This window comes from Bacillota bacterium (assembly GCA_018333655.1).
Lineage (GTDB): Bacteria > Bacillota > UBA994 > UBA994 > UBA994 > BS524.
Window position 1 is genome coordinate 1 of sequence record JAGXTJ010000022.1, and the last position, 16,576, is coordinate 16,576.

General features: G+C 53.5%; 14 protein-coding genes, 2 rRNA genes and 1 pseudogene. 1 reads left to right on the forward strand and 16 read right to left on the reverse strand.

The annotated features are described in order from the left end of the window. Positions 1–110: 110 nt before the first annotated feature. From KGZ92_04290 to KGZ92_04335, 10 genes and pseudogenes are all read right to left on the reverse strand, one after another. Positions 111–704 carry a molybdopterin-dependent oxidoreductase gene (locus tag KGZ92_04290; GenBank protein ID MBS3888506.1) on the reverse strand — a complete coding sequence of 198 codons (594 nt, stop codon included), beginning with the start codon at positions 702–704 and terminating at the stop codon, positions 111–113. 18 nt (positions 705–722) lie between these two features. Then, entirely contained in the window at positions 723–1,196 is a 474-nt protein-coding gene (locus tag KGZ92_04295; protein MBS3888507.1) for a (2Fe-2S)-binding protein, read from the reverse strand. A gap of 19 nt (positions 1,197–1,215) precedes the next feature. Continuing rightward, positions 1,216–1,944, reverse strand: a complete 729-nt coding sequence (locus tag KGZ92_04300; protein ID MBS3888508.1) for a GntR family transcriptional regulator — start codon at positions 1,942–1,944, stop codon at positions 1,216–1,218. 17 nt (positions 1,945–1,961) lie between these two features. Then, on the reverse strand, positions 1,962–3,290 hold the full coding sequence (gene ssnA, locus KGZ92_04305) for a putative aminohydrolase SsnA (GenBank protein ID MBS3888509.1): 1,329 nt from the start codon (positions 3,288–3,290) through the stop codon (positions 1,962–1,964). Positions 3,291–3,302: 12 nt separating this feature from the next. After that, the gene (gene preA, locus KGZ92_04310; protein ID MBS3888510.1) at positions 3,303–4,502 is read right to left on the reverse strand and encodes an NAD-dependent dihydropyrimidine dehydrogenase subunit PreA; all 1,200 of its coding nucleotides are present in this window, start codon (positions 4,500–4,502) and stop codon (positions 3,303–3,305) included. A 2-nt stretch (positions 4,503–4,504) separates the two neighbouring features. Continuing rightward, the gene (locus KGZ92_04315; protein ID MBS3888511.1) at positions 4,505–5,767 is read right to left on the reverse strand and encodes an FAD-dependent oxidoreductase; all 1,263 of its coding nucleotides are present in this window, start codon (positions 5,765–5,767) and stop codon (positions 4,505–4,507) included. A 39-nt stretch (positions 5,768–5,806) separates the two neighbouring features. Continuing rightward, a pseudogene (gene xdh / locus KGZ92_04320) lies at positions 5,807–8,365 on the reverse strand (selenium-dependent xanthine dehydrogenase). Between the two features lie 215 nt (positions 8,366–8,580). Then, positions 8,581–9,915: a pyridoxal-phosphate dependent enzyme gene (locus tag KGZ92_04325; protein MBS3888512.1), complete on the reverse strand. Its 1,335-nt coding sequence runs from the start codon at positions 9,913–9,915 to the stop codon at positions 8,581–8,583. Positions 9,916–10,144: 229 nt separating this feature from the next. Further along, positions 10,145–11,911: a DUF342 domain-containing protein gene (locus tag KGZ92_04330; GenBank protein MBS3888513.1), complete on the reverse strand. Its 1,767-nt coding sequence runs from the start codon at positions 11,909–11,911 to the stop codon at positions 10,145–10,147. A gap of 67 nt (positions 11,912–11,978) precedes the next feature. Next, positions 11,979–12,500 carry a transcription repressor NadR gene (locus KGZ92_04335; GenBank protein MBS3888514.1) on the reverse strand — a complete coding sequence of 174 codons (522 nt, stop codon included), beginning with the start codon at positions 12,498–12,500 and terminating at the stop codon, positions 11,979–11,981. A gap of 102 nt (positions 12,501–12,602) precedes the next feature. Between KGZ92_04335 and KGZ92_04340 the strand changes: the two genes are divergently transcribed. Then, positions 12,603–13,121, forward strand: a complete 519-nt coding sequence (locus KGZ92_04340) for an ECF transporter S component (protein ID MBS3888515.1) — start codon at positions 12,603–12,605, stop codon at positions 13,119–13,121. Positions 13,122–13,256: 135 nt separating this feature from the next. On the opposite strand, the gene cysE is transcribed toward KGZ92_04340, so the two are convergent. The 6 genes from cysE to KGZ92_04370 all read right to left on the reverse strand — a co-directional run. Next, positions 13,257–13,901, reverse strand: a complete 645-nt coding sequence (gene cysE / locus KGZ92_04345; GenBank protein MBS3888516.1) for a serine O-acetyltransferase — start codon at positions 13,899–13,901, stop codon at positions 13,257–13,259. A gap of 32 nt (positions 13,902–13,933) precedes the next feature. Continuing rightward, complete coding sequence (locus tag KGZ92_04350; protein ID MBS3888517.1) at positions 13,934–14,377, reverse strand: Rrf2 family transcriptional regulator; 444 nt, start codon at positions 14,375–14,377, stop codon at positions 13,934–13,936. 3 nt (positions 14,378–14,380) lie between these two features. Further along, positions 14,381–15,316 carry a cysteine synthase A gene (gene cysK, locus KGZ92_04355; protein MBS3888518.1) on the reverse strand — a complete coding sequence of 312 codons (936 nt, stop codon included), beginning with the start codon at positions 15,314–15,316 and terminating at the stop codon, positions 14,381–14,383. A gap of 104 nt (positions 15,317–15,420) precedes the next feature. Continuing rightward, complete coding sequence (gene ung / locus KGZ92_04360; GenBank protein ID MBS3888519.1) at positions 15,421–16,095, reverse strand: uracil-DNA glycosylase; 675 nt, start codon at positions 16,093–16,095, stop codon at positions 15,421–15,423. A gap of 214 nt (positions 16,096–16,309) precedes the next feature. After that, a 5S ribosomal RNA gene (gene rrf, locus KGZ92_04365) occupies positions 16,310–16,426 on the reverse strand. Positions 16,427–16,505: 79 nt separating this feature from the next. Continuing rightward, positions 16,506–16,576: ribosomal RNA gene (locus KGZ92_04370) — 23S ribosomal RNA — on the reverse strand; the annotation flags it as partial.

Here is a 16,576-nt window from a genome sequence, read left to right on the forward strand (position 1 = left end):
CCATCTCCCCTCCCCCCTAGGGGGGAGGGGAGATGGGAGCCCATCAGCTACGTTGCTCAACAAAAAGTAAGATTATTATTTGAGTGAGCTATCACCGTTGGGTAAGATTTTTAAATGAGTGGACACGCTACCGCCACGCCGCCTTCCGTCTCAAGGTAGGCCGACATAGGGCGTGAAGTAAGATATTCGCGTTCTACAATGACGTCGGCCGCCGCAAATCCTGCTCCGATATCGCCATAGAGAATTGCCGTGTGCCGCAAAATGTTGCCCTTTTCATGGAGGAGAGGCGATTCTGGCAAGAGTGCTTGGTGCATATCAAAAACACCTGGTAAGAGTTCATAGGTGACTTCAATGAGGCGCAAGGCTTCATCTGCTAAATCTTTCGTTTCAGCTGCTAGCACTGCGACCGAGTCGCCCACAAAACGCACTTTGTCACTACAGAGTACCGGTTGATCCTGAATGACAATGCCATAGGCATTCAGCCCCACAATGTCGGTATGAGTGAGCACCGCAACAACACCGGGCAGAGCCTTAGCCTTGCTGATGTCAATACTTTTGATGAGCGCATGGGGATGAGGGCTACGCAGGATACGCCCCCATAACATACCAGGGAATGTTAGGTCGGACATGTACCGCACTTCACCCGTCACTTTAGTCAGAGCATCTTGTCGCGGAATGGGCTTGCCTACCCATGTGAAAGTCATGCCCCATCTCTCCTTCGCTCAAGCTCTAACGCGCCAAGCAGCAGACTGAATTGCTTTTATAATTTTGGTGTACCCTGTGCAACGGCAGAGATTGCCCGCAATGGCGACTCTAATTTCGGCTTCGCTAGGTGTCGGGTTGTCGGACAGTAAGGCCTTGGCCGAGAGCAACATGCCTGGTGTACAGTAACCGCACTGTACTGCTCCTTCGTCAATAAATGCTTGCTGGAGTGGGTGCAGGGAGCTACCGGTCGCGAGGCCTTCGATAGTTTCGATATTTCTGCCTTCGACTTGGCCGACAAGGACAAGGCAAGCGTTAACTGCCTTACCATCTAAGAGTACGGTACAAGCGCCGCACTCACCCTGACCGCAACCCTCTTTAGTCCCCGTGAGGTCTAGTTCTTCGCGCACGACGTCGAGGAGACGGGCACTCGGCAACGCGTTGACTTCGACAGATTGATTGTTCACGACAAAGCGCACTATCGTTTTTTGCATGAGAAACCTCCTCGTTCTACTACTTGCGCACTAAAGTAAATTCGTACTTATCCCCGCGATAATACTGACGACCAAAATTGATGGCCCGGTCTGACTCATCATAGAGTACGCCTTCCATGAAAATCATGGGGGTGAAGTCGTCAACGCCGAGCAAAAGTGCTACTTCTGGTGGCGGCAGCACGGCATTGACTCGAGAGACAAACTGCTCTGGTTTATAGGGCGTAAACTGCCTTATAAACTCGGTCAGCGATTTGCACCAGCTTCTTCCCTTTAAGAGGGATTCATGGCCGAGCAGCCACAGGGGAATAACATCATAGCAATATATGACTGGCTCACCATCCGCAAGCCGCAAACTTTCAATGATGTAGCCGTGTGCACCTTCGTCGAGGGAGAGAGCACTAGCTATTTCTGGCGCAAGTCTGCCCTCATAGATGTTTACGACCTTATCCTCCGCTCGCCAGCCTGCTTTCTCAATAGTGCTAAAGAGACTTTCTAGCTTTTCCATGCCCGCAATAACTTTGACTGGCTCTTGTTTAATAAAGGAGCCCACGCCGTGCCGTCGAAAGAGTACTCCCTCTTTTTCTAACACCGACAGCGCTTCCCGTAACGTGCCTCTGCTCACTCCAAGGTCGCCGGCTAACTCCGGTTCGGCAGGAAGTTGCCGCCCTACTAGGTAGAGCCCGGCCGCGATTCTCCGCTTCATCTCGTTGGCAATTTCTACATACAATGGCGTCCTAGCTCGGCGCATAGTACCTCCAAATTCACTTAAAACTTATCCCAGAGCAGCGCCGCAAAGCGGCGTGCTTCCCCCGCCAAGGCTTTCTCATCTACTCCCTGCAGTTGCCGGTCTCGCATCCGCACCTTGCCGCCCACTATGGTCGTGTTTACCAGGCCACCACTCACGCCAAAGAGCAGGTGCCCATAAAAATTACTGGCCGTAAGGGGCGTAGGCGGAGCATAGTCGATGATAATGACGTCAGCGAAAGCGCCAGGAGCGAGCTCGCCAAGTTGCTTGGCAAAATAATTGGCCGTAATCTGACGATTATTCTTGAAAATGAGTTGTGGCACTTCGCCCCAGGCAGCACTCGGGTCGCGCCGGTTAAACTTGTGGAGCAAGTTGGCGACCTTAACACCCTCAAACATATCTGCCGTATAAGCGTCTGTGCCCATCCCTACTCTAACTTGCGCCGCAAGCATTTCTCTCACCGGTGCGCAGCCTACAGCATTGCCCATGTTTGACTCTGGGTTATGGGCGACGTTTGTGCCTGTCGCTGCCAAAAGCTCCATTTCAGCGTCTACAATATGGACACAGTGAGCGGCCATCGTTTGCGAGCCTAGCAAGTCAAAAGAATGCAGCCGTTCGACCACGTTTTTCTGGTGGTGGGATAGGCAGTGGGTGACGTCAGCCATATCTTCGGCTACGTGTAGATGAACACCCACGCCAAGTCTAGCGCTCATGTCGGCGGCTTGGCGGAGAGTGTCGTCGCCAACGGTAAAGGAGGCATGAAGGCCGAAAGTGGCTGTAGACATCGGGTCGGCTTGTGTCTGGCAATGCACAATATAGCTTTCATTCTCGGCCAGGCCAGCTGCCGCTCTCTCTATACCATCTCTATCTGTGACTTCATAGCACAAGTTGCTGCGCACCCCAACATCCGCTGCGGCGCGGGCAATGGCGCGGAGACTGCCGCTGATGGCGTTCGGACTAGCATGGTGATCGAGTACCGTCGTGGTGCCGTTCTTAATGCAGTCTAAAAAATGGATTACGGCACTGTAGTAGACGCCGTCTAAATCCAGGGCCTGATCTAGCCTCCACCATAAGCGCGACAAAATCTCGGTAAAATTCGTGGGTGGAGCATCTTTCAAGGACATCCCCCGTGCGAAGGTGCTGTAAGTGTGCGTGTGCACATTCTGCATGCCGGGCATGATGAGGCCGCCTTCCGCATCGATAAATTCAGCCAGAGGGTATTGACGCCGCAAATCGCTCGTGCTGCCGACGGCCATGATGGTGTCGCCAACAATGTACAGGGCGCCGTCTGGCAGAAAGGTGTTAGCATCGTCTAGGGCAATTAAGATACCGTTACCGACTAATAACATGTCCTACCCTCCTTAGGAAAAACTAAGTTGCATGGTCAAACAACGTGCTACCGGGCAAGCAGCAGTGCAGAAGCCGCACCCGACACATTTTTCTTTGTCGATAACAGGTAGACGGTCAGCATTAATACTGATCGCCTGATGGCCGCCGTCCCTACATGCTAGGTAGCAGCGTCCGCACTTAACGCATTTTTCTGGCTGCAGGGTGCTAAGGGCGGTGTGCCTTCTGGGCAGTTGTGAGTGCTCGACCAAGTTTGGCAGTGCTAAGCCCACCAGTTGCTCCACGGAATCAAAGCCTTTAGCCTCGAGATAAATACTTAACCCATCTGTTAGGTCCTCGATGACACGAAAACCGTGCTGCATGACGAGAGTACATAGCTGCAGATTTCGTGCGCCAAGTAGTAAAAACTCCACAGCGTCACGCCAGTTAGAAATGCCACCCGTGGCCGTGATGGGAATATCGACTTTGCGGGCAATTTCAGCTACGCAGCGCAGTGCTACTGGTTTAATAGCCGCGCCCGATATGCCCCCGATGCAAGACTTACCGTTGACTTCCGGGTATGGAGAGTAAGTATCCAAATCGACCCCGATGATCCCTTTAACCGTATTTATAGCACAGACGCCGTCGGCACCGCTGCGCTTGACGGCGGCAGCAGCGGCCGTGATGTCGGCAATCTGCGGCGTAAGTTTAATCACTACCGGTATTCTTTTGGCCGCTTCCTTCACCCAACGCGCCGTTTTTTCGGTAAGCTCGGGGTTCTGCCCCACTGTACTGCCCATGCCTTTTTCGGGCATGCCATGCGGGCAAGAAAAGCTGCACTCAATCATGTCGGCTCCAGCGGCCTCGACACGGCGAACTAGCTGTTGCCAGTCCTCTTGTTTTTGGCCCATCATGCTGGCAACGACTATTTTATCAGGAAAGGCCTGCTTGAGTCGGCGAATGCGCCCTTCGACGACGTCGATATGGTGCTCAGAAATCAAGTCAATGTTTTGTAGGGCCACGAGGCGCTTGCCCTCGTAATCTAGACCATGCATCATGGGATAGGCGAGATTAACTACCTCTGTTTCGACAGATGTGGTTTTGAGCACTGCCCCTGCCCAGCCAGCGGTAAAAGCGCGAGCCACCATTTCCTCGTCATCTGTACAGGGCGAGGCCGCCAGCACAAAGGGGTTCGCATATTTAAGCCCGCAAAATTCGAGTGCTAGTCTTGGCATTCTTAACTCACCTCCGCTTCGACACTATCACCACGCAAGAAAATGCCCATGGCCACAGCTGCCTGTTGGCCCTCCGCGACCGCCTGTACTACCGTCGCCCCACCATTCAGCGCATCGCCCGCTAAAAATACTTTAGAATGGTTTGCTAACTCTTTGACTAAGGGGTTAGGTGTCTGCCCTATCGCCACCACGACTAAATCACAGCAAATATCGTGCTCACTGCCCGGCACCGCCTCGAGATGGCCGGTGAGACCGTCTGGCCCTGTAGGTTGCATGTAGGCTGCCCACACCGCCTGCACTTGGTTATCCCCTAGAATCGCCACCGGTGCAGTCTGCCACCTAAATTCTACGCCCGAATTGCTGGCTGCTTGGTATTCTTCCTGCCAGGCAGTCATTTCGCTCAGAGTACGCCTGTACAGAACAGTCACTAGTGCCCCTGCTCGCCTAGCCACAGCAGCCACGTCCATCGCTGTGTTGCCACCCCCGATGACGATGACGCGCTTGCCAGTGATAGGTGGCGCACTTAGGCCTTTTTTAGCTGTGGTATTGTACTCTGTGAGCATTTCCTCAGCGGAGATGACACCACTAAGTTCTGCCCCGGGTATATCCAATTCTCTACCTCGCCCTAGGCCGCAGCTGAGGAGGATGGCATCGTACTCGGCCAACAAGGCGTCGGGCGAAATTTCTTTGCCGATTGCCACGCCAAAGCGCATGTCTTGTACCAATTCTTGGATGCGAACCATGTCTTGTGCAAATACCGCATTGTCCAAGCGGTAAGGCGGAATCCCCCAAAGGGTTGTCCCTCCTGCCTCTCTTCTCGCTTCAATGACCGTAACTTCATACCCTTGGCAAGCGAGCGAGTAAGCGCCGCTTAGCCCCGCTGGCCCTGCTCCAATAACGGCCACCCTCTTGCCCTGCGCGAAGATTTCCGCCTGTTTTGGCCTGCTCTGTAGAACCGCAAACTTCTGCAAACGACCGATATTGATGGGTTCCCCTACTTGCCCCGCATTACATTCCTTGGCACAGAGCTCGGACTGCGGGCAAACATCGGCACACACTGCACCGAAGACATTGCTCTCGTAGACAACGCGTGCCGCGCCGGCATAGTTCTCTGTAACAATTTTGCGGATAAACTCAGGAATCTTCATCTCGACAGGACAACCTTTGACACAGGGCGCATCATGGCAGTACATACACCGCGAAGCTTCCATCAGTGCCTGGTGCACCGACCATGAGCCCCCGCCGGACGTGGGCAACTGAGACATCACAATTCCTCCTCGTGAAATATTGCACTTGCTACAGCATTAACCGCGTGTGTAAACCGTCTTCTGCAGTGGCAAAGAAGTTCGTCGCTCACCGTCTAAGGCGAAGTACGCCGCTGCCACGCCCGGTGCAGTAGGTATGCATGAAATCTCCCCGATGCCCTTAGCACCAAAAGCTTTTTCGTCAAGGTTTTTTTCAATCAGGATAATGCTAATTTCCGGCACATCCGTGGTTCGCCACAAGCCCAGTTTTCCTAGGGTTTTACACTTTGGGATGCACTCCTCTAAGGGAAAATCCTCCGTGAGGGCATAACCTAACCCCATGAGTATCCCCCCTTCAATCTGACCCTCTAGGAGAGTGGGATTAATCGCACGTCCCACATCGTAGGCGGCGATGACTTTCTTCACCTTACCGACTTCATCAAGCAGGACGACTTGTGTGCCAAAGCTGTAGGAGACATGCGTCACAGGGGCTTCTTTGGTGCTGCGCAAAGAATCCGTTATACCCCGATACTCGCCGCGGTATTCACGACCTTCTAGATGGTGCAGTTCTGCCTGTGTCAAATCGGCCGCCAACTTTTCCGCCGCCTGTCGCACCGCCTCACCAGTGAATAGGGTTTGCCGCGAGGCTGTAGTGGCACCAGAATCTAGCGTGCGCTCTGTATCTGCCAGGACGACTTCGATACCTTCCGGCTTTAAAGCGGTTATCGCACAAACTATCTGCAGCAACACACTCGCCAAACCCTGCCCTATGCAGGCTGCTCCTGTGAGAACTTGCACCCGCCCACTTGCCACTCGTAGCGTCGCTCTGCCGACATCGGCAAGCCCAACCCCAAGGCCGACATTTTTCATCCCGCAGGCAATGCCAGCATAAGAACTTTGCTCATACTCGTCCTTGACCGCTAGGAGTGTATCTCTGAGATGAACGTCGGCCACGACTTGCCCAGTAGCGAGCAGATCCCCCGCTACCAAGGCATTGCGATAGCGTATCTCCCACGGGCTTATACCTACTAATTCGGCTAAACGATCTAACTGACCCTCGATGGCGAAAGCAGCCTGGGGCACCCCAAACCCACGAAAGGCACCCGCTGGAGGATTATTCGTATAAACAGCTCGGCCTTGTATAGCGAGAGAGGGGATGCGATAAGGGCCAGTAGCATGCGTGCAGGCTCGCTCCAAGACTGGCGCACCTAGTGAGGCGTAAGCCCCAGTGTCCGCAACTATCTCTGCCCTTAGCGCCAGCAAATGCCCTTTTTCGTCGCACCCCAAAGACATAGTTATGGCCATGGGATGCCTCTTGGGGTGAACAAGGAGGCTTTCGGCACGCGTCAGCGTCAGCTTGACAGGCCTTTTAGTATGCCATGCTGCCAAAGCGGCATGGTGCTGCACACTCAAATCTTCTTTGCCGCCAAAAGCACCACCCACAAAATTGTTGCGAACAACGACTGAGGCGACTGGCAAACTTAAGATTGCGGCAATCTCGTGTTGGTCGTGGTGGACGCTTTGTGAGCCTGCTTGCACGACCAAGAAACCCTCATCCCAGTAGGCGAGGGCACTCTCGGGTTCTAAAAAAGCATGCTAGGTCATGGGGGTAGTGTACTGTGCCGTCACTACATGACTGCACTGTGACAAAGTCAGCTCGACATCGCCCCGCTGCAGCCGAGTCGCGCTGAGGATATTGCCCCCTACATGTAGCTCAGGGGCCCCTGCCGCTAAAGCTGCCTGGGGGGAAGAGAGCGGTGGCAGCACATCATAAACCACTTCGAGTTGCGAGAGCGCGAGAGCCGCGCTAGTTGGTGTTTCAGCAACCACAATGGCGAGAGCATCGCCAAGGTAGCGCGTCTCCTCACCAAGCCCCACAAGCACCGGCCAGTCCTTCTTGATGTAGCCATGGCTCTTCTCACCTGGTATATCTTCTGCTGTCAGTACAGCCACCACGTCCGGCAAAGCTTTAACGCTCGCTGTGCTTATGGAATGCAGCTTTATTCTTGGCCACTGCGGCCGCAGTACCGCGGCATGTAGCATGCCTGGTAAAATTACATCGTCGGTAAAAACAGCCTCACCAAGAGTTTTTGCCGCGGCATCGGGGCGTAGATAACGACTGCCGATACCGCAAACCTGGGGTTGCGGCTCTAACATTTCTTCCCCGCGCAGTAAGGCCGCGGCCCGAGCCACCGCCTCGACAATCTTAACATAGCCTGTGCATCGGCACAGATTGCCCCGCAGTGCCTGTTTAATTTCACCATCAGTCGGTGTCGGGTTGATGTCAAGCAGTGCTTTAGCGCTCATGATCATGCCGGGAGTGCAAAAGCCGCATTGAACCGCACCACTAGAGGCAAAGGCTAAGCTGTAAATCTCTTTTTCGCGTGGGTTAAGGCCGTCTACAGTGACTACCCGCTTGTTGGCCACTTGGCGCAATTTCAACTTGCAGGCCCTCTGTGCCTTCCCCTCCACGAGGACTGTGCAGGTACCGCACGCACCTTCTCCACAGCCATTTTTCACGGAGGTGAGGCGCGCGTTGGTTCGCAAATAGCAGAGCAAATTAAACCCTCCCGATAACTCCTGAGAGTCTTGACGTTCACCGTTCAAGAAAAAGTGCATGCGACACCCTCCCTTCGACAGACGCCATTCGCTTTGTGCTCTTGATGCAGTTGACTAGATGTTTAACAACTATGCGAATACGACTAGTACCATGCTTATTTATCATGGTCCGCAATTATGAATTTGCTCGATACTGCTGATCTGTTAACACTTGAGAATATTATACATGAGCGCGTAACGATGAGCAATGAAATAATTATTTTTTTCTTAATTATCTAAAATGCTGCTTTGCCCCGCAAAGCCCTTATTTTGTGGTCGTAAGCGGCGACTTTCGCATATTCTGCCTCCCAAAAATCTGGCTGCCGCATGGAATCGATATACGCCTTGCTGTAACCAAAGGGTAGCCAATCGCGCTCTTTCTGATTAAAGAGCTGCTCCTTAGCCTGCCGCTGTCGAAAATCGTAGATCATCGCCTCATCTGCGCCTAGGAAAATATCTTTGTACCACCGCTCCAGTACAGTATCATCACACTCGAGGTGGCGCCTGTCTACATCATCTAGCACGGAGTGGTAGCGATCAAGGCCATCAGTCGCAATGGTGACCACATTATCGTCAGGCCCGAGGCGCAAGTACTTGGCCATTTTTATGGCACCTAGGATGTTACACATGCCCGATACGCCAAACAAGAGTCGCATACTCCTCGCCAAGTCCGGGTCAACCCCGCGCTTGATAAGCATGGCAGTTCCGTCGCGTACAATTTTGAGCGCGCGCACGGCATCATCATCACGCACTAGCGCGACAAAGTCGGTGGTTAAGACATTGTGGATGAGGGTGCACATCTTGTCGCCAATGCCCTCGATGCGGTGCTGGCCCCTGCCCCCCGTGGCCAAGGTAGAGCATTCATACGGCTCGAGAGCCACTACTTTTGCTTCTGGAAAGATATGCTTAATCTGATCGCCCGCGGCCAAGGTGCCCGCCGAACCCGGCGCGGAGGTGAAACAGGCAATGCGCCCGTTGCCAAGACCCTTGACGGCTAGAGCAGCCGAATTACCTGTCACATGCCTATGAAATCGGTAATTGGGCAGTAGCTCAAACTGGGCCAAGGGCTTGTTCTGCGGATTCTTCTTCAGCTCGTAGGTACGCTGGAGCGTGAGGATAACGTCGCTCTCCGTTCCCGGTGTAAGGTCAAGCTCTCCCCCGTAGCCCCTAATGCGCTCGTAGCGTTCCTTGCTCATGTTATCCGGCATAATAATAATCGCCTTGTAACCCATTAGACGACAGATATAGGCAACCCCAATGCCAAAGTTGCCGGTGGAGGGGCCAAGTATGGTGTGCTCGCCAGGCAGTATCTCCCCATCAACGCAGCCTTCCATGAGTGTGGCGTAGGCGGGGCCAACCTTGTGAGAGCCAGAGGGAAAGTACGTCCCCAACATGACGACGATATTGGCGGCAACCCCCGTAAAGGCTGACGGCAGAATAATCTTCTGCACTTCTTGATTTCTGTCCTTCCACGTAATGTTAAAGAGATTTAGTGGGTCGAGTTCATTTTCTTGCTGCGCTCGCCATGCTTGTTCGTAAATCTGCGGTTCTACCAATGTGGGGTGCAACATTTCTTCATAGGTCGGACCAAAAGGGATGCGCGACTTAGACACCTGTAATTCCTCCTCTTTTTTAGTAGAAAAACTGCCCTAGCAAGATATTGTCGTAATTCAACAAATAGTCTGTCGTTCCTGCCGCTAGATCACGCTGTTAGAAAAAGAATAACCCTCCCACAAAAAACATGGGAGGGTTATTCCGGCAGAGAAATTTCGCGCCGTGCCGCTCTGCTAGATGTAAAGTTCACTTCACCACCATACTGCCGTCTACGAGGTACAAGGTAACGCCCGTCTGCTTCTTGTCGAAGCGATAATGCCGCGCACCGACTATGACCACTGAATTTTCCCAGGCCGTACCGAGATGGACCTTAGCGGGGGTAGGCACAGAAATTGAGGTCGTAACGCCTGATTCAGAACCTAACTCGCGCACTACAACGTCGGTACCGGCTTTAATTTCGCCGCCACGCACCACGCCCTGCACTACTATTTTGCCCCCTGCCTGCAACCATGAGTTGTAGCATCCACCATTGATAATGGAGATATCGCCTGTACTGACAAGGGTCGAGTTGATTACATTGCGCGCCGTAATATGGGCATTCTGGGCCGAGATCTCTTCTAGGCGAGTCTGCAAGGTGCTAATGGCCCCCGCGAGCTCACTAAGATGAGCCTCTGTCTTGCCAGCGCCGTTGCTGTCTTCTAGGAATGTGGCGAGAGTAGTCAGCACGTCTGCGCCAAAAAGGTTGGTGAGGCGACGGTCGAGTTTGCGCAATTCGCGCGAGAGCGAACGCACACGCTCCATAAAACCAATGAGCCGCTGGTCAATCAAGGTGCCGACCAAGCGACCGGCCAGAGATTGCTTATTGGCGGGGATACGCTTCTTGAGTTGCTCGATGGCGAGGTGCACGGTGCGAATGTCTTTTTCAATTTCACGCAGAATGGGTGTGAAGGTGCGCATCAACCCTGGGGGAGGTCCGGCCACGACCTGCGAAGATATAATATTACCCACCACCGCGACCGATGAACAGGCCTGCACGTGGCTGTTTTCTGCCACTCCTCGCACTTTGATGTTGCCGCCTGCCCATACTGAGAAACCCGCCGTTACATCCCCTTGTATGGTGATATCCCCCACAAAAGAGACATTGCCGGAGCGCAAATCAACGTCGCCAGAGACTAGCATATCGGGGCGGATGTCCACACGTATACTTTTTTGTCGCTGTTTAAGCACTGGCCTACCCGGAGTGGTGGCAATCAGTTGGTCGCCTTGTTCACTGACCCTTACACCATCGCCCGCCACCAACTCGATATCCAGAGGTTCTTTGGCGAAAATGGTCTCGCCGCGGACATTTTGTCCGTCACGGCCAAGGACGCGAGGAATTTTACGCACCAGGAGCTGCCCTTCTCTGGCCGCACTGTAATCAAAACGAGCGCGAAAGTCGACAACGGATTCAGGGCGAATCTCGCGTTGCTTTCTCGCTTCTTGTTCGAACAATATTTCGACTGCCGCATCCTGCCCTTGTACCGGGGTTGCGCCACGGGCAATGATAAACTTGCCCGCCTCCTGAGCCGAGACTATAGCGGAGACAACAGTCAAGTCGACGCCCACAATGATACCTTCCCGCCGGAGAGCCGACATCAACTGATCTAGTTGCACCGGAGAATATTTCTCGACGCCTTCTAGCACTTGCAGCGTTAGCGAAGGCGAGCGGGGGGCATCGAGTAGGGTGCGGGTAACAGTCATACTTGGCGCCAGCTCTACAAACGCGGTGAGCCCGTCCTTAGCAACCTCTAGCGACCAAGTTCCTAGACGCTCTTCGTTCTCTAGCGAAAGGTCAATCACATCGCCTATCTTAACGGCAACTTCAGTTTCATAGATAATGCCGTCAACCTGTAGTCGCACCCCTTCGCAAGGGACAATAACGGGGTAGGGACCATCAGGGTCATGCGAAAGAGAGACCACGCCTCGAACGAGCTCAACGTAACACTCTCTTGCTCCGTTTTCAGGCCCTATCACGACACCCACCTCCCCTATCATAATGGCAAGACTGGCTGCGAAACCTAACATAGCGTTTTAATTCACTCTAATCAAGAGCCAAGAAACCACGCTTCTGCAACTGGTTTAGTAGTGTCTGTAAAGTTTCTTGGTCAGGAGCCTCTAAGGTATGGAGGTGCAGGCCACCGGTCAAGACCGAAAGCGGTTCCGCCTGCGAGCTCTGCATTTTTTCCAAGAATACATCGACATCGCGCTCTGACATCAGGCGCAAATTGCCGGTTATCTCGCCATAAAGAGGGTGTTCGACTGTGACGTCAAGCACCGTAACGCCATGCCTGACAATGAGGTACAACTCTTCTCGCAAGCTAGCGATGTCTGGGGTGTGCTTTGACGCTATGGTCTGGCGTACTGCCCTAGTACTCACCACTGGCGCGTGCATATATCCTTGCGGGGTCGCAATAATGTTCTCTCCCGCGGCCCGCAAAAGCGCGATGTCTGCTACGATCACTTGCCTCGTCACACCTAGCTTTTCACTCAACACAGCTCCCGTGACAACGCCGCCGCGACGGAGCAAGCTCATGACAATCTGTCGGCGCTCTTCTCCTGACATCAACTCTTACCACCAATCCTTGCGCAGTAGCGCTACTCATGATACTATGTAGCAGATAGACAGGTGTATATACACCTGTTGAAGGGAGTGTCTCCTATGAAAATGCGCGTTCAAGAACTGGTCTACGGCGCCCTACTCACCGCGCTCGCGCTTATCATCCCGCTCTATTTTCGCGGGTCCCTACAAATCGTCATTCCGCCCTTCTCAGCTACCTTGGCCAGCCATGTGCCGGTGATGCTGGCTATGTTTGTCAGCCCCTTGGTGGCAGCCCTTGTAGGGCTAGGCTCTACTTATGGTTTTCTAATTACCATGACCCCAGTAATCGCGGCGCGCGCCTCCATCCATATAATATTCGGTGTCCTGGGGGCTTTACTTTACCGTAGGGGCCTTAGCCCCTGGAAAATCATCGCCATTACCGCACCCGTTCATGCTTTAGGTGAAGCCCTAGTGGTGATACCATTTGGGTTCACCATGCAAGTTGCCTTAGTGACGGTGGGCATTGGCACGCTACTGCACCATGTCATCGATGCCGCTATCAGCATCTCTATTTTAACCGCGCTGTGGCGGGCGGGAGTGACTCTTTCTGACCCCCGCAACAAGAAACAAATCTCGCCTAAGTAACAGATAGGTCGGCGGCCGGCTCTATGCAGTCAGGCACATCATTCTGCGCTGTCAATGCCAAAAAACTCGGTAAAAGCCTCGCTACTAAGCCGCGCCGTATATCTTCCGCACACTGATGCTACCCCCCTGACTAAGCTAATTCTCCAGTTTCTCTAACCGTAGCTCTAACTCCTGCAAGCGACGCATAACACAGCGCAGCGCTTCGTTATCTGGGTCCGGCAGGTTAGCATGCTCGAGATCTACGGAAATAGGCTGTTCCGCCCTTTTTGCGCTGCGCACGACGCGTCCTGGTACTCCCACGACTGTGCTGTAGGGGGGTACCTCGTGCAAGACTACTGACCCTGCCCCGATTTTCGCATAGTCCCCCACCTTGAAGGAGCCGAGAATCTTTGCCCCCGTGCTAATAACCACGCCGTTGCCTATGGTTGGGTGTCGCTTTCCCTTCTCCTTGCCCGTGCCCCCGAGAGTCACGCCCTGGTAAATCGTCACGTTGTCCCCAATCTCTGTGGTTTCCCCAATCACAACGCCGCAACCATGATCGATAAACAACCCCTTGCCGATTTTAGCTCCGGGGTGGATTTCAATCTGCGTAAAAAACCGTGCGATTTGCGAAAGGAGACGTGCCAAAGTATAGAGCCTGTGCTTATATAGCCAGTGCGAAAACCTGTGCGACACCACAGCATGCAAACCAGGATAACAAAGCAAGACTTCCCAGACACTTTTTACAGCGGGGTCTCGATCGAAGATGGCCTTTATGTCTTCTCTGATTCTCCTCGACACCTTACATCACCTCTTCTCAGCAAGTGGACCACCTAGATATCGTACATAAGGCTAGAACCACACTGTCGTCTAAAAAATTCCTCTGCTAGGTAGGACAGGCTCGTAGCGTCTAATATGGCGTTCACACTTTCTTGCATTTTCTTCTGCACCTCATTGCGCACAAAGGCAGCAGCATCTGTGTCGCTAGTGGGCTTCATGCCGTCGACCTCAATCTGCCCCAGGTTAACGTCACAGACCCGCAAAATCTGACCTGCGCTAATCTGTTCGGCTGAGCGCGCGAGGGCGTACCCGCCCTGCGCGCCCTTCACACTCACCACGAGCCCCGCTTTGCGGAGGGCGGCGAAGACGTGTTCCAAGTAGTTCTGTGAGATACCCTGTCGCTCCGCTATGCTACTGAGCGATACCAGCGGAGTGGAGGCGAGAGCTAAGTCTAGCATGGACTGTAGTGCGTAGCGCCCTTTAGCAGAGATGTTCATGGCCTAGAGTGAACCAAAGAGAGGCGTGGAAAGATACCTCTCTCCGGTGTCAGGAAGAATGACCACAATTGTCTTCCCCTCGTTCCCTGCGCGCCTGGCGATGGCGGTGGCGACGTAAGCTGCCGCCCCCGAAGATATACCCACCACTAGCCCCTCTGTCTTGGCGAGCGTGCGCGTGGTGGCAATCGCGTCTTCGGTGCGAACGGCAACAATCTCATCGATCACCGCTCTATTAAGAATATCTGGCACAAATCCGGCACCAATGCCCTGAATTTTATGGGGACCAGGCTTCCCCCCTGAAAGTACTGGTGAATCTAAGGGCTCTACGGCGATCATTTGCACACTCGGCTTACGTGCCTTCAAGACTTCTCCTACGCCGGTAACAGTTCCACCAGTACCCACACCACAGACAACGATGTCTACAGCCCCGTCCGTATCCTGCCAGATCTCCTCAGCCGTAGTCGCCCTGTGGATAGCGGGATTAGCTAGGTTTTTGAACTGCTGCGGCATGTAGGCATGGGGAGTAGCTGCCAGTAGCTCTTCGGCCTTACGTATGGCTCCCGTCATACCCAAAGCTCCAGGTGTGAGCACAAGCTCTGCACCGAGGGCCTGCAGCAGATTTCGTCTCTCCACGCTCATAGTATCTGGCATGGTGAGAATAAGGCGATACCCCTTGGCGGCCGCCACAAAGGCCAGAGCAATCCCCGTGTTGCCACTTGTAGGCTCGATGAGTATCGTTTCTGGTGTAATGAGACCCGCGCGCTCTCCAGCTTCAATCATGGCAAAACCAATTCTATCTTTCACGCTGCCGCCGGGATTAAAGTACTCGAGCTTAGCCACTAACTTGGCCTTAAGTCCCAGGCTAGCGCTGTACTGGCAGAGCTCTAGCATAGGAGTCTTACCTATCAACTCCGTCAGGTTTCGTGCAATCTTAGCCATCAAATTACCTCCTCTTATATACAACTACTCCGCTCGGCTTAGTTGGTATACTTCAGGATACATCTCCAGAGCATGACTGTCAAGTTGCCGCAGCCTGCAGTGTTCTAGCTATGCGGCACTTGCCAATCTACTGGCTTCTGTCCGCTAGCCAGTAGAAAATCATTGGCCTGCGAAAAGTGGCGACACCCAAAGAAACCCCGATAGGCCGCCAAGGGGCTAGGGTGCGCCGCCGTCAGGACTAGATGGCGGGGGTCAGTAATAAGACGACCTTTGGCTTTAGCGTGGTTTCCCCACAGCAAAAAGACCACAGGCGACGGCTTGTCGTTAAGCAATTGCATGACTCGATCCGTAAAGGTCTCCCAACCGTGCCCCTGATGTGAGCCCGGACGATGAGCCCTCACGGTAAGTGTTGTATTTAACAAAAGCACGCCCTGTCGCGCCCAAGGCACGAGACAGCCATGGTCCGGAGTCACAACTCCCACATCAGCTGCTAACTCCTTGTATATATTTTGCAGCGTGGGTGGCGCAGCAACACCTACCGGCACAGAAAAAGCGAGCCCATGAGCCTGCCCTAGACGATGATAGGGATCCTGCCCCAAAATGACCACCTTTACGCCTGAGAAGCTAGTTAGCCTAAGTGCGGCGAAAGTCTCTGCCTCACAGGGGAAGATGGTCTCGCTCTTATATTCACGCTCAAGAAAATTTTGCAGTTTAAGATAGTAGCCCTTGTAGAATTCTGCCCGCAAAACATCATCCCAGTCATTGCCGAACACATCCACACCCCCAGTGCAGCAATTGATACAGGAAGCAAGAAACAGGAAGCAAGAAAATAGATGCAAGAAGATAGAAGCCGGAAGCAAAATGCAAGAGAGAAGAAGGAACGGTTGCTGAATCGCTAGGGACGGTTCTTTGAATCACCAGGAACCGTCCCTAGCGATTCGGTCTTGTTCGCCAAAAGCCCCTAGCGTTAGCTAGGGGCTTTTGTAAAGATTAGTCCGGCGGCGACCTACTCTCCCGGGGACTTGCGTCCCAAGTACCATCAGCGCTGGAGGGCTTAACTGCCGTGTTCGGGATGGGAACGGGTGTGACCCCTCCGCCATAACCACCGGAAAATTGAGATGCGTGATGCACCTTCAAAACTAAACAGTGGAGACATTCATCGAAATTTACATACTGCGCTGCTTGATGCATAATCAAGCCCTCGACCTATTAGTACCGGTCAGCTGAAAGTATTACTACTCTTACACTCCCGGCCTATCA

Coding starts and splice junctions, on each gene's coding strand:
- KGZ92_04290 (MBS3888506.1), bottom strand. CDS start 704: ATGACTTTCACATGGGTAGGCAAGCCCATTCCGCGACAAGATGCTCTG.
- KGZ92_04295 (MBS3888507.1), bottom strand. CDS start 1,196: ATGCAAAAAACGATAGTGCGCTTTGTCGTGAACAATCAATCTGTCGAA.
- KGZ92_04300 (MBS3888508.1), bottom strand. CDS start 1,944: ATGCGCCGAGCTAGGACGCCATTGTATGTAGAAATTGCCAACGAGATG.
- ssnA (MBS3888509.1), bottom strand. CDS start 3,290: ATGTTATTAGTCGGTAACGGTATCTTAATTGCCCTAGACGATGCTAAC.
- preA (MBS3888510.1), bottom strand. CDS start 4,502: ATGCCAAGACTAGCACTCGAATTTTGCGGGCTTAAATATGCGAACCCC.
- KGZ92_04315 (MBS3888511.1), bottom strand. CDS start 5,767: ATGTCTCAGTTGCCCACGTCCGGCGGGGGCTCATGGTCGGTGCACCAG.
- KGZ92_04325 (MBS3888512.1), bottom strand. CDS start 9,915: ATGTTGCACCCCACATTGGTAGAACCGCAGATTTACGAACAAGCATGG.
- KGZ92_04335 (MBS3888514.1), bottom strand. CDS start 12,500: ATGTCAGGAGAAGAGCGCCGACAGATTGTCATGAGCTTGCTCCGTCGC.
- KGZ92_04340 (MBS3888515.1), top strand. CDS start 12,603: ATGCGCGTTCAAGAACTGGTCTACGGCGCCCTACTCACCGCGCTCGCG.
- KGZ92_04350 (MBS3888517.1), bottom strand. CDS start 14,377: ATGAACATCTCTGCTAAAGGGCGCTACGCACTACAGTCCATGCTAGAC.
- cysK (MBS3888518.1), bottom strand. CDS start 15,316: ATGGCTAAGATTGCACGAAACCTGACGGAGTTGATAGGTAAGACTCCT.